Below are 20954 nucleotides of genomic sequence, written 5' to 3' on the forward strand. Positions count from 1 at the left end.
ATGTATGCCCAGATGGTGACCTCCGAAGCGACTGCCGACGACCCCGAAAAGCTCGCCGCGTTCCAGGCGCGGATCGACCGAGGCGAGAAGATCGAGCCGAAGGACTGGATGCCCGAGGGCTATCGCAAGACCCTGATCCGGCAGGTCGGCCAGCACGCCCATTCCGAGATCGTGGGCCAGCTGCCCGAGGGCAACTGGATTACCCGCGCGCCGACGCTGGAGCGGAAGGCGATCCTCTTGGCCAAGGTACAGGACGAGGCGGGGCACGGGCTCTATCTCTATTGCGCCGCCGAGACGCTGGGCGTCAGCCGCGACGAGCTGACGGAGATGCTGCTGGATGGCCGCATGAAGTATTCGTCGATCTTCAACTACCCGACACTCAGCTGGGCCGACATGGGCGCGGTCGGGTGGCTGGTCGACGGGGCGGCGATCATGAACCAGGTGCCGCTGCAGCGGACCAGCTACGGCCCCTATTCCCGCGCCATGATCCGCATCTGCAAGGAGGAGTCCTTCCACCAGCGGCAGGGCTTCGACATCATGGCGAAGATGGCCCGCGGCACCGAGGCGCAGCGCCGGATGGCGCAGGATGCGCTCGACCGCTTCTGGTATCCGGCGTTGATGATGTTCGGGCCGTCCGACAAGGACAGCGTGCACTCCGCGCAGTCCATGGCGTGGCGCATCAAGATGAACACCAATGACGAGCTTCGGCAGAAATTTGTCGACCAGACCGTGCCGCAGGCCGAGTGGCTGGGCCTGACGGTGCCCGATCCCGATCTCGCGTGGAACGAGGAGACGGGGCACTACGATTTCACCGAGCCCGACTGGTCCGAGTTTTACGACGTCCTGAAGGGCAACGGCCCCTGCAACACCGAGCGGCTCGAGGCCCGGAACAAGGCCTGGGACGACGGCGCCTGGGTGCGCGAGGGGCTGATGGCGCATGCAGAGAAGCGGCGTGCCGCGAAGGTGGCGGCGGAATGAACCTCGCGCAGCTCAATGTCGGCTATGCCCGCTACGCGCTGGACGACGACCGGATCGCGCCCTTCATGGACAATCTCGACCGGATCAACGCGCTCGCCGAACGCAGCCCCGGCTTCGTCTGGCGAATGCAGTCAGACGGCGGCAACGCGACCGATATCTCGGTGCCCGATGACCCGGACATGATCTCGAACCTGTCAGTCTGGACCGACGTCGAAAGCCTCGGGGCTTACGTCTTCAACACGGTTCACGCCCGGTTCTACGACCGCGGAACTGACTGGTTCGAGACGATGACGAAGCCGCATTTCGTGATGTGGCACGTCCCGGATGGTCATCGTCCCAGTTTGGTCGAGGCGATGGACCGGCTGGCCCATCTGCGCGTGCACGGGTCGACCGATCACGCCTTCGGCTGGGACCATGTCGACATGGCGGCCTTCCGGCGCTGCGCCCACGGCGCGGAGGCGGACGCATGAGCAATCACGCGACCCAGCCCTATCCGGGCACCGAGACGCCCGAGGGCCGTGCCCGGCGCGAATGGCCGCTCTGGGAGGTGTTCATCCGGGGCCAGCACGGGATGAGCCACCGGCATGTCGGCTCGCTCCACGCCGCCGATGCGGAGATGGCGATGCATCACGCGCGCGACGTCTACACCCGCCGTCAGGAAGGCGTCAGCATCTGGGTCGTCCCCTCGGCCGCGATCACGGCCTCGAACCCCTCGAAGAAGGGCCCGATGTTCGACCCCGCCGAGGACAAGACCTACCGCCACCCGACCTTCTTCGACATTCCCGACGACGTGGGGGCGATGTGAGCACGGCGCGCGTCACGTTCCTGCTGCGGATGGGGGACAACGCCCTCGTCCTCGGGCATCGCCTGTCGGAATGGTGCGGCACGGCGCCGGCGCTCGAGGAGGATATCGCGCTGGCGAACACCGCGCTCGACCTGATCGGGCAGGCGCGGATGTGGCTGGCGCGCGCGGGCGTGGTCGAGGGGGCGGATCGCTCCGAGGACGATCTGGCGATGCTGCGCGACGCCTGGGATTTCCGGAACCTCCTGCTCGTCGAACAGCCGAACCACGATTTCGGGCATACAATCATGCGCTCCTTTCTCTTCGATCACTGGCACCTCGCGCAGCTTCGTGCGCTGGCCGGATCGCGCGACGCGGCCGTGGCCGCCATCGCGGCGAAGGCGGTCAAGGAAGGCGCCTACCACGCCGAGCGGACCGCCGGACTGGTCGTGGGCCTCGGCGACGGCACCGAGGAGAGCCGCGCGCGGATGCAGGCGGCACTCGACCGGCTGTGGCCCTTCACGGGCGAGATGTTCGCGGATGACGAGGTCGACGCGGCCATGGCGGAGGCCGGGATCGCCCCCCTGCCCTCTTCGCTGCGCGCGGGATGGGACGCGGCGATCGGCGACGTCCTCGCCGACGCCACCCTGACCCGTCCCGAGGACGGTTTCGCCCATGCCGGCGGGCGAACCGGCGCGCGGCATTCCGAACACCTGGGCCACATGTTGACCCAGATGCAGTGGCTCCAGCGCGCCTATCCGGGGGCCTCGTGGTAACCCCGCGCCCCAGACCCGCCCCCGTGCCCGGCAGCATGGCCGGGGCGGCGACCGGGCCGGGCAGTCCGACGCCCCGTAGCGATGCCGAACTCTGGGCGCTTCTGACGGGCATCCCGGACCCCGAAATCCCGGTCCTCTCGATCACCGATCTCGGCATCGTCCGCGGCGCCGCGCTCGACGGAGACCACGCGCGCGTCGAGATCACGCCAACCTATTCCGGCTGCCCGGCCACCAGCGCCATCACGCTCGCCATCGATATGACACTGCGCGGCGCGGGACTGGAGCCGGACCTGCGGATCCGCCTGGACCCGCCCTGGACGACCGACTGGATGACCGACACCGGCCGCGAGAAGCTGCGCCGCTACGGCATCGCACCCCCCTCGCCCGCGGGCGGCCCCAATGCCTGTCCGCGCTGCGGCAGCGGGGACGTCACCCGGATCAGCCAGTTCGGCTCGACCCCCTGCAAGGCGCAGTGGCGCTGCGACGGGTGCTTTGAGCCCTTCGACTACTTCAAGTGCATCTGATGGCCCGTTTCCACGACCTCACCGTGACCGATATCCGCAAGACGATCCGCGACGCGGTGGTCGTCACGTTGGACGCGCCCGACGGCTTCGACTGGACCCAGGGCCAGTACCTGACCTTCCGGCGCGACTTCGACGGCACCGAGCTTCGGCGCAGCTATTCGATCTGCGCCGCTCCCGGCGAGCCGCTGCAGGTCGGGATCAAGCGGGTCGAGGGCGGGGCGTTCTCGGGATGGGCCAATACCGAGCTGGCCGTCGGCGACACGGTGCAGGCGATGCCGCCGATGGGGCGGTTCCACGCGGCCATCGCGCCCGATGCCGAGCGGCATTACCTCCTGTTCGCTGGTGGGTCGGGGATCACACCGATCCTGTCGATCCTGCGGACCGTGCTGGACCGCGAGCCGGGGTCGCGGGCGACGTTGATCTACGCCAACCGCGCCGTGAACACGATCATGTTCCGCGACGAGCTCGACGACCTGAAGTCGCGCTATCTCACGCGACTCGCGGTGGTCCACATCCTCGAACAGGACGCGCAGGAGATCGACCTCTTCACCGGGCGGGTGGACGGCGAGAAATGCGCCGCGCTCTTCCGGCAGTGGGTGGCCATCGACACCGTCGATCTCGCCTTCATCTGCGGACCCGAACCGATGATGCTGGCCATCGCGGCGGCGCTGAAGGATCACGGTCTGCCCGAGGACGCGATCCGCTTCGAACTCTTCGCCAGCGGTCAGCCGGGGCGCGTGGCCCAGCGCCCGAGGGCCGACGTGGCGGCCAAGCCCACCCAAGTCGCGATCACCCTCGAAGGGGCGACCGAGACGATCAGCATGGACCGCGACCAGACGATCCTCGAAGCCGCGCTCGCCGCGGGGATCGATGCGCCCTTCGCCTGCAAGGCGGGCGTCTGTTCGACCTGCATGTGCCGCGTTACGGAAGGCGAGGTCGAGATGGTGCAGAACCACGCGCTCGAGGATTACGAGGTCGAGGGCGGCTATGTCCTCTCGTGCCAATCCTACCCGCTGAGCGATCGGATCGCGCTGGAGTATTATACCGGGCACTAGGCCCCGATCGCGCCGACCCCGCCGCGCGCGATGTCTGCCACCGTTTTGGCATAGGCGATCCGGGCCGCGCGGTCGGCCCTCGGCGACCAGAGATAGAACCAGTTCACCATGCCGAACACGCTCATGGTCGCGTCCCGCAGCGCGCCACGATCGAGGCACGGTGCCTGCGCGGCGAGGACACCCGATAGGTGCGCGACCATGTCGCGCTGATATCCCCGCAGTATCGCGGCCTGGGCAGGTGTCACGAGCGTCATCGCCTCGGTCTGGATGCGGTGTTCGTCGTCGCGCCCCTCATAGGCCAGAAGAAGGTCGGTCAGCAGCGCGCGCAGCGGGTCGGGGCCGGTCAGGTCGACCGCGGCAAAGCGGTCGCGCAGGTCCGACAGATGCGCGTCGAGAAGGTCGAAGAGAAGGCCGTCCTTGCCCGCGTGGTAATGATAGAGGTTCGCCTTCGAGATCCCGCATTCCGCGGCGATCCCCGCCATCGAGGCGCGCGCGAAGCCGTCGCGGGCGAAGACGCGGGCGGCGGCCTTCAGGATCGCGCGGCGCTTGTCGTCGTGGTCGCGGGCGACGGAGCGCCCCATCAGGCGTTCCGGTTGTCGACGACGCGGCGGGCCTTGCCCTGGCTGCGTTCGACCCCGCCGGGGTCCAAGACGACCACCGCGCAGGAGATGCCGACCATGTCCTTGATCCCGCGGGTCAGCGCGGCGGCGCAGGCCTCGGCATCGCCGCCGGGCGCGCATTCGACGTGGACGCGCATGGCGTCCATCGCGCCTTCGCGCAGAAGCTCGATCTGGAAATATGGGGCGAGGCCGGGTACCGCGAGCACCCGCTCCTCGATCTGGGTCGGAAAGACGTTGACGCCGCGCAGGATGATCATGTCGTCGCTGCGCCCCGTGATCTTGGCCATCCGCCGGTGCGTCCGCGCCGTGCCGGGCATCAGCGTCGTTAGGTCGCGCGTGCGGTACCGTATGACGGGCATCCCCTCCTTCGTGAGCGTGGTGAAGACCAGCTCGCCCTCGGACCCGTCGGGGAGGACCTCGCCTGTCGCGGGGTCGATGATCTCGGGCAGGAAGTGATCTTCCCAGATATGCAGCCCGTCCTTCGTGTCGACGCATTCCTGAGCGACACCGGGGCCCATCACCTCCGACAGGCCGTAGATATCGACCGCGTCCATGTCGAAGGCCGCCTCGATCTGGGCGCGCATGGCGGGGGTCCAGGGCTCGGCCCCGAAGATGCCGATCTCGATGGGGCAGGCCCTTGGGTCGAGACCCTGCCGGTGATATTCCTCGAGGAGGTTCAGCATGTAGCTGGGCGTCACCATGATCGCGCGGGGGCGGAAGTCCTCGATCAACTGGACCTGCCGCGCGCTCTGGCCGCCGGACATGGGGATGACCGTCGCCCCCAGCTTCTCGATCCCGTAATGCGCGCCCAGCCCGCCGGTGAAGAGGCCGTAGCCGTAGGCATTGTGGACGATGTCGCCCGCGCGCACGCCGGCCGCGCGCAGGCACCGGGCGACAAGGTTGCCCCACGTCTCGATATCCTGGGCGGTATAGCCGACGACCGTGGGCTTGCCGGTGGTACCCGAGGACGCGTGGATGCGGGCGATGCGTTCGCGCGGGACGGCGAACATCTCGAAGGGATAGGCCCGGCGCAGGTCGTCCTTCACGGTGAACGGAAAGCGCGCAAGGTCGGCCAGCGTCGTCAGATCGTCCGGGTGCACCCCCGCCGCGTCGAAGGCCGCGCGGTAGTGGGGGACATGGCCGTAGGCATGGGCCAGCGTGGCGCGCAGGCGGTCGAGTTGCAGCGCCTCGATCTCGGCACGGGGGGCGGTCTCGATCGGGTCGAGGGGGGTCATGTCGTCTCCTCAAAGAGCTGGCCGGGGATCGCGCGGGACATGCCTCGGAACTCGGCGATGTTCGTCCCGTCCGCCCGCGTCACGGTCACGTCGTAAAGGCCCGAGCGCCCATTGAGCGACACCTCGCGCGCGGTCGCGGTCAGCACGTCCCCGGCACGGCCGGGCGCCAGGAAGCTGACCTGTGCCGCCTGTGCGACCGTGGCCTGGTTGCGCGAATTGCAGGCGAAGGCGAAGGCGCTGTCGGCGAGGCTGAAGATCACCCCGCCATGGCAGGTGCCGTGGCCGTTGCAATGATGCGGCGCCACCGTCAGGCGCAGCGTCGCGGTGCCTTCGGATACAGCCACGCGCTCCATTCCGAACCAGGCGGAAGCGGCGTCATCCGCCCACATGGTGTCTGCCGCGCGCGCGGCGCGGTCCTCGGCGGTCATCTCGGCCATGATCCCTCCCCCATGCCGCGGAGGTTGCACATAACCGACCGATCGGTCAACGATAGACGCGAGCCATCCGGGGAGGATCGTCATGTCGCTGCAACGGGTCGAGAGCTTCGCCGCCGGTCGTTGGATCGGTCCCGGCGCGGACGCGCGCACCATCGCGGATGCGGCGACGGGTGCACCCATCGCGCTGGCGGGGGACGGCGCGGTGGATGTGCAGACCTTGCTGGACCACGCCCGCGATGTCGGCGGCCCCGCGCTGCGCGAGATGACGTTCCACGACCGCGCCCGCATCCTCAAGGCGCTGGCCCAGCACCTCACGGCCCACAAGGACGCGCTCTACGAGGTCAGCTATGCGACCGGGGCCACGCGGAAGGACCATGTCTTCGACATCGATGGCGGGATCGGCACGACATTTGTCTTCGCCTCGAAGGGTCGGCGCGAGATGCCGGACCAGAAGGTCTATCTCGACGGCGGACCCGAACAGCTCAGCCGTGACGGCAGCTTCATCGGCCAGCATGTCTGCGTGCCCCTGCGTGGCGCGGCGATCCAGATCAACGCCTACAACTTTCCCGTCTGGGGGATGCTCGAGAAGTTCGCGCCCGCCTTCCTCGCGGGGATGCCCTCCATCGTGAAGCCGGCGACCGCGACCTGCTACGTGACCGAGTCGGCGGTGCGGATCATGCTCGACTCGGGCCTTCTGCCCGAGGGCACGCTCCAGATGGTCGCGGGGGGCCTCGGCGACATGCTTGACCGGCTGGGTCCCCAGGATGTCGTGGGCTTCACCGGCTCGGCGGCGACGGCGGCCAAGCTGCGCGGCAACCGCAATCTCCTCGACCGGGGCGTGCGGTTCACGGCCGAACAGGACAGTCTCAACGCCTCGATCCTCGGGCCCGATGCCGTTCCGGGCACACCGGAATTTGACCTCTTCGTGACCGAGGCCGTGCGCGAGATGACGACCAAGGCGGGCCAGAAATGCACCGCGATCCGCCGGATCATCGCCCCCGAAACGCAGATCGACGCCTTGACCGAGGCCCTGCGCGCCAAGCTCGACCGCGTCATCGTGGGCGACCCGCGCGACGAGGCCACCCGGATGGGCGCGCTGGTCTCCGAAGAGCAGAAGACCGACGTGCTGGACTGCGTCGCGGCACTGGGGGGCGAGACGCGTCGCGTGACCGGCCCGGACGAGGACCGGCCCGGCGGCTTGCTGGCGCCGATCCTGCTCCGCTGCGACGACCCCGATGGCGCCCGCGCCGTCCATGCGCGCGAGGCGTTCGGCCCCGTCTCGACCGTGATGCCCTGCCGGGACTTGGATCATGCCATCGCGCTGGCGAACCGGGGCCAAGGCAGTCTCGTGGCGTCGGTCATCACGCACGATCCGGCGGTCGCACGGCGGGCGATGCTGGGCATGGCGGCGTGGCACGGGCGGATCTATTTCAACGACCGCGACAGCATGGACCAGAGCACCGGCCACGGCGCGCCGATGCCGCACATGGTGCATGGCGGGCCGGGCCGCGCCGGTGGCGGCGAGGAGTTGGGCGGCATCCGCGGCGTGATGCATTTCATGCAACGCACCGCCGTGCAGGGCAGTCCGACGCATATCGCTGCCATCGCGGGCCGCCACTTCGCCGGTGCGCGCACCCATGACGGCCCCGCGCACCCGTTCCGACGCAGCTTCGACGCGCTCGAAATCGGCGAGACGCTCGAGACCGGTCCGCGCACCGTCACCTCGGACGACATCGCCCATTTCGCCGCCTTCACGGGCGATACCTTCTATGCCCATATGGATGACGCAGCCGCGGCCCGGAACCCGTTCTTCCCGGGTCGTGTGGCGCATGGATACCTGCTGCTCTCCTTTGCGGCGGGCCTCTTCGTCGATCCCGACGAAGGCCCCGTGCTGGCCAATACCGGCCTCGACGCGCTGCGTTTCCAGAAGCCCGTCGTGCCGGGTACCGCGATCCGGGTGACCCTGACGGTCAAGGCCAAGACGCCCCGCACCGACGACTACGGCGAAGTTCGCTGGGACGTGACCGTGACCGACGATGCGGGGGACACCGTGGCGACCTACGACCTTCTGACGATGGTGGCGCGGGGCGGGGCGACCGCCTAGACCGGGGGCATGTCCGACCTCGACCGCATCGTCCAGATCCTGACCGCCGGTCAGAGCCCACGCGTCTGGTCCGTCCTCGTGACCGTGTTCGGCGATCTGGCTCCGACAGGCGTCGACCGGATCAGCGGCGCACTCCTGCGCAGGATCGGGGCCGAGATCGGCTTTCGTCCCGAAGCCGTGCGCGTGGCGCTGCACCGGCTCCGGAAGGAAGGCTGGATCGAGAGCCACCGCTCCGGTCGGACGACCGATTACGGGCTAACGGCGCGCGGCGCGGCCGAGACGCGGGCGGCGGCGCCGTCGATCTATCGCCCCGCGGTGCCGGATGCGGGCTATCTCGTGCTCGACGAGGACGGGGCCGTGCCGGACACACTCTGGGTGACGCCGCAGATGGGGCTTTCGGCCCGCCCGACGGGTCATGCGATCCACCTCGACCGCCCCCCGCCCGAATGGATGCGGCGCGCGACCGTGTCGCCAGACCTCATGGCCGAGACCACGCGCGTGGCACAGGCCTTTGCGGCGCTCGCGGAGCAGACGCTGCCGCCGCTCGATCCGCTGGGCGTGGCGGTCGTTCGCGTGCTGATCGTGCATGACTGGCGGCGGATCGCGCTGCGGGCCACGGGCCTGCCCGACGCATTCCATCCCGATGGCTGGGCGGGGGCCACCGCCCGCGAGGGCGCGACGGCCCTGCTCGATCGCCTGCCCCGACCGCCCCTGCCCGCGCTCGAGGCAGCGGTTCAGGCGAACGCGATCTGAGCCTTCATCGCCTGGCTGCGGTCGCCCGCCACCTCGAACGCGGCCAGCGCATCGTCGAGCGGCAGCGTGTGGGTGATGAGCGGAGCCACGTCGATCAGCCCCTTCCGCATCAGGCTGACGCCGGTGTGGAACTCCTCGTGGAAGCGGAAGCTGCCCCGAAGCGACAGTTCCTTCGCCGTCAGAACTTGCATCGGCACGTTCATGTCCCCGCCGAGGCCCAGCTGCACCAGCGTCCCGCCGGGTCGCAGCACAGCGATGGCACCGGCCAGCGCGGGCCCCGCGCCAGAGCATTCGAACGCCACGTCCATCGTGCCCTTTCCTTCGGCGAACGGCGCGAGTGCGTCCCGATCCTCGGCCATATTCAGCACCTCGTCGGCCCCGGCCGCCCGCGCCATCTCCAGCGGGAAGGCGGCGAGGTCGGTCGCCACGATCCGGTCCGCCCCGGCGCGCCGCGCGGCCAGGATCGTCAGCAGGCCGATCGGCCCGCAGCCCGTCACCAGGACCGAGCGCCCGACCAGCCCTCCGGCCTGCCGCACCGCGTGCAGGCAGACGGCCAGCGGCTCGGCCATCGCCGCCTCGCCGGGGCTGAGATCGCCTGCGGGCGCGCATTGCGCGGCCTCGGCGATCAGGGTCTGGCGGAATGCGCCCTGGATATGCGGGAACGGCATGGCCGAGCCGTAGAACCGCATCTTCAGGCAATGGTTGGGTTGGCCCCGCAGGCAATACGCGCACGCACCGCAAGGCCGCGACGGCGACACCGCGACCAGGTCGCCGACCGCGAGATCGACGCCCTCGCCCATCGATTCGACATGGCCCGAGACCTCATGGCCGAGGATCATCGGCTCGCGCAGGCGGATCGTGTCGCCGATGCCGCCATGGTTGAAGTAATGCAGGTCCGAGCCGCAGACGCCCCCCGCCGCCATCGCAATGCGCACCTGACCCGGACCGGGGTCGCCGGGATCGGCCCGATCCTCGATGCGCAGGTCGCGGGCGGCGTGGATGACGATGGCGCGCATGGGGCCTCCGGTTGACTTGTCGCGGATGACGATCACACAAACAGGTCCGGCCGCGACCGTCGAGGCCCTTGGAGATATGCCCATGAGCACCGACCTCTTCGACCTGACCGGCACGCGCGCCCTCGTGACGGGATCGAGCCAGGGGATCGGGCTGGCGCTGGCCCGCGGCATGGCGGCGGCGGGCGCGGCGATCGTGCTGAACGGACGTGACACGGGCAAGCTCGACGCCGCCGCCGCGACGCTCCGCGAGACCGGGGCGACGGTCGACACGCTGCCGTTCGATGCGACCGACCACGACGCGGTCCGCACGGCCATCGACGGGTTCGAGGCCGGAACCGGCCCCATCGACATCCTGGTCAACAACGCTGGGATGCAGCACCGCACCGCGCTGGAGGACTTCCCGGCGAATGCGTTCGAGCGCCTGCTCCAGACCAATATCGCCAGCGTCTTCCACGTCGGACAGGCCGTCGCGCGGCACATGATCGGGCGCGGCGCGGGCAAGATCATCAACATCGCGTCGGTCCAGACCGCCCTCGCCCGGCCCGGCATCGCGCCCTACACCGCGACCAAGGGTGCCGTCGGCAACCTGACGAAGGGCATGGCGACCGACTGGGCGCAGCACGGGCTGCAATGCAACGCGTTGGCCCCCGGCTATTTCGAGACCCCGCTGAACCAAGCCCTCGTGGACGACCCGGAGTTCACCGCATGGCTGTCGAAGCGCACGCCCGCCGGGCGCTGGGGCCGCGTCGAGGAGCTGGTCGGCGCCTGCATCTTCCTCGCCTCGGACGCGTCCAGCTTCGTCAACGGGACGACGCTCTACGTTGATGGCGGGATCACGGCGTCGCTCTAGGCCCGACCGTGTAGGAGAGGGCCGCGAGCCCTTCGATCTCGGCCTCCACCCGGTCGCCGGGGACCAATGCGCCCACACCCGCAGGCGTCCCGGTCATGATCAGGTCGCCCGCCGACACCGCCATCGAGCGCGACAGGAAGGCGATCGTCTCGGCCACGGGCCAGATCATCTCCGACAGGTCGCCCGACTGCCGCAGGTCGCCATTCACCGAGAGCCGGATCGCGCCCCGGGTCAGCGACGGCACCCACGCCATCGGCATCAGCGGCGCCAGCGGCGCGGAGGCGTCGAAGGCCTTGCCCCAATCCCACGGCCGTCGCGCGTCCTTGGCCTCCTGCTGGCGGTCGCGGCGGGTCAGGTCGATGCCGACCGTCGCACCCCAGATGCAGCCGAGCGCCGCCTCGGGCGATAGGTCCGTGCCGCCGGAGCCAAGCGCAACCACCAGCTCGACCTCGTGATGCAGGTCGGACGTATCCGGCGGATAGGATATCACGCCTGTCGCGGTGACGGCCGCATCCGCGGGCTTGGTGAAGAAGAAAGGCGGCTCGCGGTCCGGGTCGCGCCCCATCTCGCGCGCATGGGCGGCATAGTTGCGCCCGACGCAGAAGATGCGGCGCAGCGGAAACCGCGCGTCGGTGTCGGCGACGGCGATGGCGGGGCGGATCGGCGCGGGGATGACGTAGTTCATTAACCTTCTTCCTACACGATGCCCGCATGGAAGCCGACCGCATGATGCGACCGGCCGAACCTCCGGGAGAGTTTGCCGATGAGCCTGATCGTGGATGCACCGCGCCGGAAACGCCTGCGGGTGCCGGCCGTGGCCGGCCTGCCGTGGCAGATCTTCCTGCGCTATGCCGGCGCGCATATGACGATGCATCTCGACGGCTTTCCCGTCGTCGGCCCGGACGACCGCATTGTCGGCTTCGTCGACAGGATTCGCTATGCCGGACATCGCATCCATGTCGACGGCTGGGCCCGCGCGCGCGAGGTGGTACTGGCATCGCCCGATGCGTCGCGCGCGGTCGTGCCGTCGATCCCCCGGCCCGACGTGACGGCCGAACTGGGCCTCGATCCGGGGGCAGCACCCGGCTGGTCGGTTTCGATGCCATGGACGCCGCAGGACCACGCGCTCCGCATCACCTGTGCGGACGGTACCGCGCTCGACATCCCCCTTCCGGCCTTTACCGAAGATGACCGCCGGGCCGCGCTCCGCGACACCGCCTGGCCCTTCGTCAAGGCCGCGACCCGCGCCACGCCCGCCGCACTCCGCTGGGTCGCCCGGCGCGACATCGCGGCCCGGAGCCGGGTGCGCGATCTGCTCGGGCTCGGACCCGCGCAGATCGACACCAGCCGCATCGACCCCGGGATCCTCCGCCCGGCGCCGCCGGACCCGGCAAGCACGCGCCCGATCTGCATCGTCCTGCCGGTCTACAATGCCTTCGACCTCCTGCAGGAGGCGCTGGACCGGGTGCTGCGCCACACCGACCTGCCCTGGCATCTCGTGGCGATCGAGGATTGCTCACCCGACGACCGGGTGCGGCCCTGGCTGCGGACGTGGGCGGCGGCACGCCCCGACGGGCAGGTTACCCTACTCGAGAACGCGTCCAACCTGGGCTTCATCGGATCGGTCAATCGCGGCCTCGCCGTCGCCGGGGCGCGGGGCGAAGACGTCGTGCTCCTCAACTCGGACGCGCTCGTGCCCGACGGTTGGGCCAGCCGCCTCGTGGCCCCGCTCCATGATCCCCGCGTCGCGACCGTCACGCCGATGTCGAACGATGCCGAAATCTTCACCCAGCCCCGCCTTTGTGTTCGCCACGATATCACGCCGGGCGCGGCAGATGCGATCGACGCGCGCGCACGCACGCTCTCCGCGCCCGTGCCGGTCGAGGCGCCCACCGGTGTCGGGTTCTGCATGGCGATGTCGCGCCGATTCCTCGACAGGATTCCGCGCCTCGATACGGCCTTCGGGCGCGGCTATGGCGAGGAGGTCGACTGGTGCCAGAGGGCCCGTGCATTGGGCGGCCGTCATGTCGCCCAGTCCCGGCTTTTCGTCGAGCATCGCGGCGGCCAGTCCTTCGGCGACGAGAAGCTGGCGATGATCGCACGCGCCGGACGGCTGATCACCGCGCGCTACCCGCGCTACGACGCCGAGGTGCAGGCCTTCATCGCGCGCGACCCGCTCGCAACTACGCGCCTGGCCCTCGGGATCGCCGAGCTCGGGGCCGACCCGCGCCCGGTGACGATCTACCTGGCCCACGCGATGGGCGGCGGCGCCGAGACCGTGCAGCGCGGGCTGATTGCCGAGGACGTGACCCGGCGGGGCGGCGCGCTGGTGCTGCGGGTGGGCGGCGCGGCCCGCTGGCGGCTCGAACTCCACGGATCGGACGGGATGGCCGCCGGCGAGACCGACCTGTTCGACGATATCGAGGCCCTGCTGTCCCCGCTCGGGAACCGCCACGTAATCTATGGCTGCGGCGTCGGCGAACGCGACCCCGTCGCGCTGCCGGATCGCCTGATCGATCTGGCCGATGGCGGGCGGCTGACCGTCCTGATGAACGACTATTTCCCGCTCGGCCCGTCGTTCAACCTCATGGATGGCGACGGCGTGTTCCGGGGCGTGCCCGAGGCCACATCGACCGATCCCGCCCATCTCTATCGCGGGTCCGACGGTGTCGTGGTCTCCCTGCACGAATGGCGCGCGCGGTGGGGTCGACTGATGGCGCATGCCGCCGAGATCCGGGTCTTCTCGCCTTCGGGCCGGGACATTGTCGCCGCCGCCTACCCCGTGGCTGCGGCACGGATCACGATCCGACCGCACGCCCTGCCGCACCCGATCCCGCGCCTGCCCGCGCCCGAGGGCCCGCCGGTCATCGGCGTGCTCGGCAATATCGACCCGGTGAAGGGCGCGCGCGTTCTGTCACAGCTGAGCGAGGCAATCGCCGGACGCGGCGGCGCGCGGCTGGTCCTTCTGGGGAACATCGCGCCGGGGCACGCGCTCGCCGGCGATGCCACCGTCCACGGCACCTACGCGATCGAGGATCTGCCCGACCTCGTGGCGCGCTATGGCATCGACCGGTGGCTGATCCCGTCGATCTGTCCCGAGACCTTCTCCTTCACCACCCACGAGGCGCTCGCCACCGGCCTGCCGGTCCATGCCTTCGCACTGGGCGCGCAGGGCGAGGCCGTCCGGAACGCGACCGAGCTGGGCGCTCCGGGCGGCCTCCTCGATCTGGACGCGACGCCGGAGGCGTGGCTCGACGCGATGCTCTAGCGGTTCAGAAGGACACGGTGGTAGCGGCGCAGGAACAGAAGGCCAGTCACCGTCAGTCCCATGCCCAGCCCGACCACGTAGGCCACCGAGACGTACTCGCCGGCATAGTTGAAGTAGAACGCCCGCCGCATCACGCCGACGGCGTGGATCAGCGGGTTCCACCAGAGCCAGTCGTCATAGGGCGCGGGCACGTCGTCGAAGACGAAGAGCACGCCGGACAGAAGAAAGAGGGGACGCGTTGCGATGCTCCAGACACGTTGCCAGACTGGAAGCAGCGTGAAAAGCAGGCAGTTCACCACGCCGACGCCCAGCGCGCAGACCGCCACCATCGCGAGCGCAAGCACGATCAGCCCCAGATCGGGTGCGGTGCGCGTGTCGAACGCCCACAGGATCCCCGCGAGGACGATGGCCGCGACCATCACCTGCGTCGCGAGGTTCAGCGCGAACCGCGCGATGATGGCGTCGGCGAAGGTCACGCTTGGATAGGCGAGCAGCGCCTTCGAGAAGGTCAGCGCCGCGGCCGTCTTTCCCGCAAGATCGGTGAACATCAGGAAGGGGATGACGCCCGTGGCATAGAAGATCGGGAAATTGGTGCCGAGGCGCGGCGCCTGGAACGCCAGCGCGAAGAGCCCCGTCAGCACGGCGATCGCGGCGACGGGTTCGATCACCGCCCAGAGATAGCCGCCGGGCGAGCGCCCGTAGCTCGTCGTCATCTCGCGCAGGATCAGCGCGCCGATGGTCCGGGCGCTGCCCCATCGACGCCCGCCGCCAAGGTCCCGCAGGGCGGGAGGGGAGACCGGTTCTGCCATCGTCGAGCTATGGCATACGAAGCCTTAACGATTGGTGAGGCATGGTCGGATCATGACGATGTCCCGCCCCGAGGCCGCCCGACCGCCCGCCGCGATGCCCGCCCCGGCGGGGCCGCGGCAGGTCGTGGCGATGCCGGCCGCGGGGGCGTTACGGCCCGTGCCGCAGCCGCCCCGGCCCGTCGCCCCGCCCGCCCCGCTGGCGCGCAGGCGGGGGCGTCATATCGCCGTCTTCCTCAGCTTTCTCGCCCTCGTCGTCGCGCCGACGGCCCTGTCCGCGTGGTACCTGCACGCGCGCGCCGCCGATCAATACGCCTCGACCGTCGCCTTCTCGGTCCGGGCCGAGGATGCGCCGTCGGCGGTGCAGCTGCTTGGCGGCATCACCGAGATCGGCGGCTCGGGCAGCGCGGATGCCGACATCCTCTACGAATACATCGCGTCCCAGCGAATCGTCGCCGAGATCGACGCGGCGCTCGACCTCCGCGCGATCTGGTCGCGCCCCGCGAACGATCCGATCTTCGCCTATGACGCGCCCGGCACGATCGAGGATCTCGTGGACCATTGGGGCCGCATGGTGCGCACCTCCTACGACGCGGGCACCGGCCTGATCGAAGTGCGCACGCTGGCCTTCACGCCGGCCGATGCGACGTCCATCGCCACGGCGATCCACGCGCGGGGCACCGATCTCGTCAACGCGCTGTCGGATACGGCGCAGGCCGATGCGATCCGGCTGGCGCGGGTCGAACTGGACGGGGCGGTCGAAGCGCTCAAGGATGCCCGCGCCGCCGTCACCGCCTTCCGCAACCGCAACCGACTGGTGGATCCGGGCGCCGAGGCCGGAACGCAGACCGCCCTCATCGGCGAGTTGGAGGGCCGGCTCGCCGCCGCACTGATCGAACAGGACCTCCTGAGCCAGCGCACCCGCGCGGGCGATCCGAGGCTGGCCCAGGCCGAGTTGACGGTCGAGGTCATCCGTTCCCGCATCGCTGCCGAGCGCGGCAAGATGGGCACCGGCGACGGCGCGGCGCTGGCCGATGTCGTCGGCGAATACGAGCGGTTGCAGGTCGATCGCCGCTTCGCCGAAAACAGCTACACTGCAGCACTCGCCGCCCACGCGGCCGCCCGCGCCGAGGCACGGGCCCAGAACCGCTACCTCGCCGCCCATGTCGAACCGACGGTCCCCGAGGCGGCGCGCTTTCCCAGACGGGGGATGATTGCCGCGATGGTCGGGCTCTTCGCCTTTCTCGGCTGGGCCACCATCGTTCTCGTCGTCTACGCGCTCCGCGACCGGCGATGATCCGGCTCGACGCGTTGCAGAAGCGGTTCCGCACCGGGCCGACCGAAAAGATCGTCGCCCGCGACATGACAGCGACCTTTCCCACCGGGCGGTCCGTCGCCCTTCTGGGGCGCAATGGTGCGGGGAAGTCGACGCTTCTCCAGATGATCGCGGGCACGCTCCTCCCCGATGCGGGTCGCATCCGCGCGACCGGCACGATCAGCTGGCCGGTGGGGTTCGCGGGCGCGTTCCACCCCGACCTGACGGGCGCACAGAACGCCCGCTTCATCGCCCGGATCTACGGTGTGGACAGTTCGGCCATGGTCGCCTTCGTGGCCGACTTCGCCGAGCTCGGGGCCCATCTCCACCAGCCGGTCCGGACCTACTCGGCGGGGATGCGCTCACGACTCGCCTTCGGGGCGTCGATGGCGGTGCCCTTCGACACCTATCTCGTGGACGAGGTCACGTCGGTCGGCGACGCGGCGTTCCGCCGCCGCTCGTCCGAGGTCCTGTCGGCCCGAATGGAGAACGCGTCGGCCATCGTCGTCAGCCACGCGATGCCGTTGATCCGGCAGATCTGCGACGCGGGCGCCGTGCTCGAGGACGGGCGCCTGACCTGGTTCGACGATCTCGAGGAGGCGATCGCGGCCCACGAGGCGAACCTTGCCCCCGCCTAGCGGGCCGGGTCGTCCAGCACCTCGCCCAGAAGGGCCATCAGGTCGCGCATCCGGATGTTCGGGCGCGGCGTGTCGTCCCGAACCGAAACGATGTCGGGCGTATAAGGGTTGTCCTGCCCCACCCGCGCGAAGAGGGCGGCATTCTCGGCCTCGAACAGGGCGACGATGCGGCGGCGATCCTCGAGGCTCATGTAATAGGGCGGGTATCCCGCGAAGGTGTGATGCGCGACCACCAGCAGGTTGCGCTGCGCCTCGGTCGAGAACTTCAGGGCCTTGGCCAGCCGCATCGCCTCGACGCCCGCGCCGGGCAGGCTTGCATTGGCAGACCCCGCGGGCAGGTCCAGATCCTTCGGCAAGCCGAGACAGCGCAGCATCTGCGGGACCGCGGGACCGTCCTCGTAGCGCAGGACCGTGACCCGGTCGGCCCCGAACACGTCGAGCCAGCCGCCGAGACAGCGCCCCGCGGAAATGTCGCCATCCAGCGTTTCGGGCCTGTCGAGAAAGGCCGACACCATGCGGCCGAACCCGTTGCCCGGTTGCTTGGCCTTCTGGTTGTAGATCGACAGGAACATCGTGTCGGGCCGCCGGACGGTGGCAATGACATGCACGTCATGCGCGGCAAGACCGTCGCGCAACCGCACGATCCGGTCGGGCGTGAGCGCAAAGAACTCCTCGGACGAGATCACCGCCACCGCGACCCCGTCCAGCACCGCCTCGAGCTCGGCCAGCTCGGCGTCGAAATCGGGGACATCGCCCAGCACGCTGTCGGCCATCTTCTTGAGCGCGAAGGCGATGCGGTGCTGCGCGTGATGATACCAGCAAGCCCGCGGGTAGGCGACGCCGTGGCGCGCCAGCGTGGCACGGCCCGCGTCGAACGCCCCCTGAAGGGCGGTCGTGCCGGTCTTGTGCGCGCCGATATGGAGGTAGAGCTTTGCCATCTCCACCATGTCGCACTCGATAGGTTAACGAACGGTTAGAACGCCGCGACGTCGTAGCTCAGACCGGCGGTCGAGGTGATCCCTTCCAAAGTCAGGCTGTCGAAATCGTGGAACGACAGGAGCAGGTCGCCCCCGACGACCTCGGCCTTGGCGTCGAATGCGGCCTGGTCCGGGCGTTGGCCGTTCCAGAGCGCCGCATCGAACAGCAGCCGATCAACGGTGGGGTCGAAATCGACGATGCGGTCGTGGCCCGCGTCGTAGCGGAAGGTGTCGGCTCCACCGCCGCCCAGCAGAAGGTCGCCACCGGCATCGCCCGACAGCGTGTCGTCGCCGAACCCGCCATAGAGCTCGTCGGCCCAGGTGCCACCGTGCAGAAGATCGTTGCCGCCGCCGCCATAGAGCTGGTCGCGCCCGTCGTCGCCCCAGATGCTGTCATGGCCCATGCCGCCGGACAGGCCGTCATCGCCATGCCCGCCGCGCATTGCGTCATTGCCGTCATCGCCGAACATCATGTCGTTCCAGCCGCCGCCGTCGAGATCGTCGTCGCCGTCCCCGCCCTCCAGCCGGTCACGCTGTTCTCCGCCCTCGATGGTATCGTTGCCCGCGCCGCCCAGCAGCCTGTCGAATCCGTCCCCGCCCAGGAGGAGGTCGTCGCCGTCACCGCCCTCGAGCTTGTCGTCGCCCGTGGCGCCGTCCAGCGTGTCGCGACCCGCGCCGCCATAAAGCATGTCCGACCAGGTATCACCGAAAAGGAGGTCGTCGCCGGCATCGCCATGCATGACGTCCTGACCTTCGCCGCCCAGAAGCGTGTCGTTCCCCACCCCTCCGAAGAGCTGGTCCGTGCCGTCGCCGCCGCTGAGGTAATCGTCGCCCCCGTCGCCGTGCAGGATGTCGGACCAGCTTCCCCCGACGATCCGGTCCTGGCCCGCACCGCCCCAGATCTGGTCCGCGCCCACGCCGCCGTCGATCGTGTCGTCGCCGTCGCCGCCATAGATCCGGTCGTAGCCCTCGCCCCCGGTGATGACATCGTGGCCGAGGCCGCCGTCCATCGTGTCGTTGCCCTGTCCGCCATCCAGCGTGTCGTCACCCGCGTCGCCCGCCAGGCTGTCCGACCAGTCGCCGCCGAAGATGCGATCCGCGCCGTCGCCCCCGGAAATCGTGTCGGTGTTCAAACCGCCATCCAGGAGATCGTCGCCCGCGCCGCCGAACATCACGTCGTTGCCGTCATCCCCGCGCAGCGTGTCGTTCCCCGCATCGCCGTAGAGCGTGTCGGCCCAGCTGCCGCCCGACAGGCTGTCGTCACCGTTGCCACCCCGGAGTTCGTCCTGACCGGCACCGCCCGCCAGCGCATCGCTGCCATCGGATCCGACGAGCGTATCGAACCCGTCGCCGCCCGAGATCGCGTCGTTCTCGGCTGTGCCGAGAATACTGTCATTGCCCGTCGTCCCCGACAGGTCGCGCACCGCCGTCTCGTAATGCGACAGCGGCAGGTCGATGGCGGCGCGCAGATCGTCGACCTCGAGACCCGCGCCGTCATGCGAGCGGATGACCAGCACCTCGTCGCCATAGGTGATCGTCGCCCCGACCGAGTTGCGCTGCAGGTCGAGTTGATCGGTGCCCCGGAGGTTCGTCCAGGCCGAAAGATCGAGGCGGTCGGTCGCGATATTGAAGCCGGTCACCGTATCCGGCTGATCGTCGGCGGTCAGCACGAAGATGTCGGCGCCCGTGCCGCCCACGAGGGTGCCCGAGCCGTCGCCGTCCTGCAGGACACGGGGCAGCGTCGCGAGATCGACGGAGAAGCGGGTGATCCCGGCCTCGGTGGTGCTGCTGACATAGATCTCGATCGCGCCGTTCTGGACGGACGCGGCGATGGTCCCGACATTCTGCAGCGTCGTGTCGAGCTGGTCGGCCACCTGCGCCAGATGCAGGAGCCGTCCGTCCGGCAGGAGTTCCAGCAGCGACACGCCGTCATCGGACCCGCCCGCGATCACGAAGGCCCGGCCGTCGGCTTCGACCGTTTCGATGGCGGCGACGCCTTCGAAGCGCGTCTCGCGCCCGTCGAGCACGTGATCGGTCACGGCGAGCCGGCCATCCGCGCCGACCTCCATCACCGAGAGCGAGTTGCTGCCCGCCGCGCCGATCACGACATAAGCGGTGCCGCCCACCGTCGTCGTCGCGAGTGCCGAGAGGCCGTTGACCGGCAGCTCGCCCGCGCCGATCCCCGCCACGTCACCCGCCGCAAGCCCGCCCGCGGCATCGACGGTGAAGCTGCCGACGGTGTTGCCATCGCGCGAGATGGCGAGGATCACGGTTGCGCCGCCGACCTCCACCTGCGCCATGGCCGGGATGTCGATGCCCTCGGTCTGGAAGGTCGCCGTCCGGGTCATCGCGCCCGCCGCATCCATCTGCCAGCCCTGGAGCGTTCCCGACGCATCCGCCGTCAGGAGGGTTGCGCCGCTGGTCGTGGACACGAAAGCCATCGCGGTGAAGGCATCCCCGCCGGTCCCCGTGGCGCCGTCGATCTGCGACAGGCGGCCGATCTGGTCGAGGATATGGCCGTCGAGGCCGGGCATCGCGCGCGAGAAGGCGACCATCACGTCGTTGCCGTCGATGGTGATCGCCTCCAGCTGGACGGTATGGGACAGCCCGTAGCCCGAATCGAGCCGGGCCGATCGGACCGCCATCCCGCCATCGAGGTCCCAGGTCGATCGCCCGCCCCCCACGGTCGTCACGACGTAGAGCCGGTCCACCCCGCCCACGGAGTGGATGTCCATGTCGGTGATGTTGCGGATCAGCGAGACGTCGCCGCGGGTGTAGGTCTCGATATGGTCGATGCTGGTCATGATGCGTGTGCCCCGTG

The 20954-nt window shown here is 69.7% G+C and carries 20 protein-coding genes; 12 read left to right on the forward strand and 8 right to left on the reverse strand.

Going from position 1 to position 20954, the window contains the following annotated elements; genetic code table 11:
- From paaA to ACK8OR_RS11240, 6 genes are read left to right on the forward strand one after another with little or no spacing between them, the layout of a single operon-like run.
- The gene (gene paaA / locus ACK8OR_RS11215; protein ID WP_410189475.1) at positions 1-978 is read left to right on the forward strand and encodes a 1,2-phenylacetyl-CoA epoxidase subunit PaaA; all 978 of its coding nucleotides are present in this window, start codon (positions 1-3) and stop codon (positions 976-978) included.
- Positions 975-1448 (forward strand): DUF3291 domain-containing protein, encoded by a 474-nt coding sequence (locus ACK8OR_RS11220; protein WP_410189476.1) that lies wholly within the window; start codon positions 975-977, stop codon positions 1446-1448. The genes paaA and ACK8OR_RS11220 overlap by 4 nt, the downstream gene beginning before the upstream one ends.
- Positions 1445-1783: a 1,2-phenylacetyl-CoA epoxidase subunit PaaB gene (gene paaB, locus ACK8OR_RS11225; RefSeq protein WP_410189477.1), complete on the forward strand. Its 339-nt coding sequence runs from the start codon at positions 1445-1447 to the stop codon at positions 1781-1783. The genes ACK8OR_RS11220 and paaB overlap by 4 nt, the downstream gene beginning before the upstream one ends.
- Positions 1780-2535 (forward strand): 1,2-phenylacetyl-CoA epoxidase subunit PaaC, encoded by a 756-nt coding sequence (paaC, locus tag ACK8OR_RS11230; protein WP_410189478.1) that lies wholly within the window; start codon positions 1780-1782, stop codon positions 2533-2535. Before paaB ends, paaC begins: the two co-directional genes overlap by 4 nt.
- A gap of 35 nt (positions 2536-2570) precedes the next feature.
- Entirely contained in the window at positions 2571-3059 is a 489-nt protein-coding gene (gene paaD, locus ACK8OR_RS11235; protein WP_410189893.1) for a 1,2-phenylacetyl-CoA epoxidase subunit PaaD, read from the forward strand.
- Positions 3059-4114: a 2Fe-2S iron-sulfur cluster-binding protein gene (locus ACK8OR_RS11240; protein WP_410189479.1), complete on the forward strand. Its 1056-nt coding sequence runs from the start codon at positions 3059-3061 to the stop codon at positions 4112-4114. The genes paaD and ACK8OR_RS11240 overlap by 1 nt, the downstream gene beginning before the upstream one ends.
- Here the strand turns inward: ACK8OR_RS11240 and ACK8OR_RS11245 are convergent.
- Genes ACK8OR_RS11245 through paaI form a run of 3 tightly spaced genes read right to left on the reverse strand, consistent with a single transcriptional unit; the run spans position 4111 to position 6397 of the window.
- A complete protein-coding gene (locus ACK8OR_RS11245; protein ID WP_410189480.1) occupies positions 4111-4695 on the reverse strand; it encodes a TetR/AcrR family transcriptional regulator in 585 nt (194 codons plus the stop codon). The two genes, ACK8OR_RS11240 and ACK8OR_RS11245, sit on opposite strands and share 4 nt — an antisense overlap.
- Entirely contained in the window at positions 4695-5969 is a 1275-nt protein-coding gene (paaK, locus tag ACK8OR_RS11250; RefSeq protein WP_410189481.1) for a phenylacetate--CoA ligase PaaK, read from the reverse strand. The genes ACK8OR_RS11245 and paaK overlap by 1 nt, the downstream gene beginning before the upstream one ends.
- On the reverse strand, positions 5966-6397 hold the full coding sequence (paaI, locus tag ACK8OR_RS11255) for a hydroxyphenylacetyl-CoA thioesterase PaaI (RefSeq protein WP_410189894.1): 432 nt from the start codon (positions 6395-6397) through the stop codon (positions 5966-5968). Before paaI ends, paaK begins: the two co-directional genes overlap by 4 nt.
- Positions 6398-6488: 91 nt before the next feature.
- Here paaI and paaZ point away from each other — a divergent pair, with 91 nt between their 5' ends.
- On the forward strand, positions 6489-8510 hold the full coding sequence (gene paaZ / locus ACK8OR_RS11260) for a phenylacetic acid degradation bifunctional protein PaaZ (protein WP_410189482.1): 2022 nt from the start codon (positions 6489-6491) through the stop codon (positions 8508-8510).
- Between the two features lie 9 nt (positions 8511-8519).
- Entirely contained in the window at positions 8520-9263 is a 744-nt protein-coding gene (locus tag ACK8OR_RS11265; RefSeq protein WP_410189483.1) for a PaaX family transcriptional regulator C-terminal domain-containing protein, read from the forward strand.
- Here the strand turns inward: ACK8OR_RS11265 and ACK8OR_RS11270 are convergent.
- Complete coding sequence (locus ACK8OR_RS11270; RefSeq protein ID WP_410189484.1) at positions 9245-10279, reverse strand: L-idonate 5-dehydrogenase; 1035 nt, start codon at positions 10277-10279, stop codon at positions 9245-9247. The genes ACK8OR_RS11265 and ACK8OR_RS11270 overlap by 19 nt on opposite strands.
- An 82-nt stretch (positions 10280-10361) precedes the next feature.
- Here ACK8OR_RS11270 and ACK8OR_RS11275 point away from each other — a divergent pair, with 82 nt between their 5' ends.
- Positions 10362-11129, forward strand: a complete 768-nt coding sequence (locus ACK8OR_RS11275) for an SDR family oxidoreductase (RefSeq protein WP_410189485.1) — start codon at positions 10362-10364, stop codon at positions 11127-11129.
- On the opposite strand, the gene ACK8OR_RS11280 is transcribed toward ACK8OR_RS11275, so the two are convergent.
- A complete protein-coding gene (locus tag ACK8OR_RS11280; RefSeq protein WP_410189486.1) occupies positions 11113-11814 on the reverse strand; it encodes a fumarylacetoacetate hydrolase family protein in 702 nt (233 codons plus the stop codon). The two genes, ACK8OR_RS11275 and ACK8OR_RS11280, sit on opposite strands and share 17 nt — an antisense overlap.
- Positions 11815-11892: 78 nt before the next feature.
- On the opposite strand from ACK8OR_RS11280, the gene ACK8OR_RS11285 reads away from it, so the two are divergent.
- Complete coding sequence (locus ACK8OR_RS11285; protein ID WP_410189487.1) at positions 11893-14397, forward strand: glycosyltransferase; 2505 nt, start codon at positions 11893-11895, stop codon at positions 14395-14397.
- On the opposite strand, the gene ACK8OR_RS11290 is transcribed toward ACK8OR_RS11285, so the two are convergent.
- Positions 14394-15206, reverse strand: coding sequence for an ABC transporter permease (locus ACK8OR_RS11290; protein ID WP_410189488.1), 813 nt, complete (start codon positions 15204-15206; stop codon positions 14394-14396). The genes ACK8OR_RS11285 and ACK8OR_RS11290 overlap by 4 nt on opposite strands.
- Before the next feature lie 52 nt (positions 15207-15258).
- Here ACK8OR_RS11290 and ACK8OR_RS11295 point away from each other — a divergent pair, with 52 nt between their 5' ends.
- Both ACK8OR_RS11295 and ACK8OR_RS11300 read left to right on the forward strand, forming a co-directional pair.
- Positions 15259-16500, forward strand: coding sequence for a capsule biosynthesis protein (locus ACK8OR_RS11295; RefSeq protein ID WP_410189489.1), 1242 nt, complete (start codon positions 15259-15261; stop codon positions 16498-16500).
- Positions 16497-17156: an ABC transporter ATP-binding protein gene (locus tag ACK8OR_RS11300; RefSeq protein WP_410189490.1), complete on the forward strand. Its 660-nt coding sequence runs from the start codon at positions 16497-16499 to the stop codon at positions 17154-17156. Before ACK8OR_RS11295 ends, ACK8OR_RS11300 begins: the two co-directional genes overlap by 4 nt.
- Here the strand turns inward: ACK8OR_RS11300 and ACK8OR_RS11305 are convergent.
- Entirely contained in the window at positions 17153-18103 is a 951-nt protein-coding gene (locus tag ACK8OR_RS11305; RefSeq protein WP_410189491.1) for a hypothetical protein, read from the reverse strand. The two genes, ACK8OR_RS11300 and ACK8OR_RS11305, sit on opposite strands and share 4 nt — an antisense overlap.
- Positions 18104-18129: 26 nt before the next feature.
- A complete protein-coding gene (locus tag ACK8OR_RS11310; protein ID WP_410189492.1) occupies positions 18130-20937 on the reverse strand; it encodes a calcium-binding protein in 2808 nt (935 codons plus the stop codon).
- Between the last annotated feature and the right edge of the window lie 17 nt (positions 20938-20954).

This window comes from Jannaschia halovivens, assembly GCF_046452375.1.
GTDB lineage: Bacteria > Pseudomonadota > Alphaproteobacteria > Rhodobacterales > Rhodobacteraceae > Jannaschia > Jannaschia halovivens.

Bases quoted from the DNA above. Each gene is read 5' to 3' on its own strand.
- ACK8OR_RS11295 (WP_410189489.1), top strand. From the start codon at position 15,259: ATGACGATGTCCCGCCCCGAGGCCGCCCGACCGCCCGCCGCGATGCCC.
- ACK8OR_RS11305 (WP_410189491.1), bottom strand. From the start codon at position 18,103: ATGGTGGAGATGGCAAAGCTCTACCTCCATATCGGCGCGCACAAGACC.
- paaK (WP_410189481.1), bottom strand. From the start codon at position 5,969: ATGACCCCCCTCGACCCGATCGAGACCGCCCCCCGTGCCGAGATCGAG.
- paaZ (WP_410189482.1), top strand. From the start codon at position 6,489: ATGTCGCTGCAACGGGTCGAGAGCTTCGCCGCCGGTCGTTGGATCGGT.
- paaB (WP_410189477.1), top strand. From the start codon at position 1,445: ATGAGCAATCACGCGACCCAGCCCTATCCGGGCACCGAGACGCCCGAG.
- ACK8OR_RS11245 (WP_410189480.1), bottom strand. From the start codon at position 4,695: ATGGGGCGCTCCGTCGCCCGCGACCACGACGACAAGCGCCGCGCGATC.
- ACK8OR_RS11265 (WP_410189483.1), top strand. From the start codon at position 8,520: ATGTCCGACCTCGACCGCATCGTCCAGATCCTGACCGCCGGTCAGAGC.
- ACK8OR_RS11300 (WP_410189490.1), top strand. From the start codon at position 16,497: ATGATCCGGCTCGACGCGTTGCAGAAGCGGTTCCGCACCGGGCCGACC.
- ACK8OR_RS11240 (WP_410189479.1), top strand. From the start codon at position 3,059: ATGGCCCGTTTCCACGACCTCACCGTGACCGATATCCGCAAGACGATC.
- ACK8OR_RS11280 (WP_410189486.1), bottom strand. From the start codon at position 11,814: ATGAACTACGTCATCCCCGCGCCGATCCGCCCCGCCATCGCCGTCGCC.
- paaA (WP_410189475.1), top strand. From the start codon at position 1: ATGTATGCCCAGATGGTGACCTCCGAAGCGACTGCCGACGACCCCGAA.
- paaD (WP_410189893.1), top strand. From the start codon at position 2,571: ATGGCCGGGGCGGCGACCGGGCCGGGCAGTCCGACGCCCCGTAGCGAT.
- paaI (WP_410189894.1), bottom strand. From the start codon at position 6,397: ATGACCGCCGAGGACCGCGCCGCGCGCGCGGCAGACACCATGTGGGCG.
- ACK8OR_RS11310 (WP_410189492.1), bottom strand. From the start codon at position 20,937: ATGACCAGCATCGACCATATCGAGACCTACACCCGCGGCGACGTCTCG.
- ACK8OR_RS11275 (WP_410189485.1), top strand. From the start codon at position 10,362: ATGAGCACCGACCTCTTCGACCTGACCGGCACGCGCGCCCTCGTGACG.
- ACK8OR_RS11220 (WP_410189476.1), top strand. From the start codon at position 975: ATGAACCTCGCGCAGCTCAATGTCGGCTATGCCCGCTACGCGCTGGAC.
- ACK8OR_RS11290 (WP_410189488.1), bottom strand. From the start codon at position 15,206: ATGGCAGAACCGGTCTCCCCTCCCGCCCTGCGGGACCTTGGCGGCGGG.
- ACK8OR_RS11285 (WP_410189487.1), top strand. From the start codon at position 11,893: ATGAGCCTGATCGTGGATGCACCGCGCCGGAAACGCCTGCGGGTGCCG.
- ACK8OR_RS11270 (WP_410189484.1), bottom strand. From the start codon at position 10,279: ATGCGCGCCATCGTCATCCACGCCGCCCGCGACCTGCGCATCGAGGAT.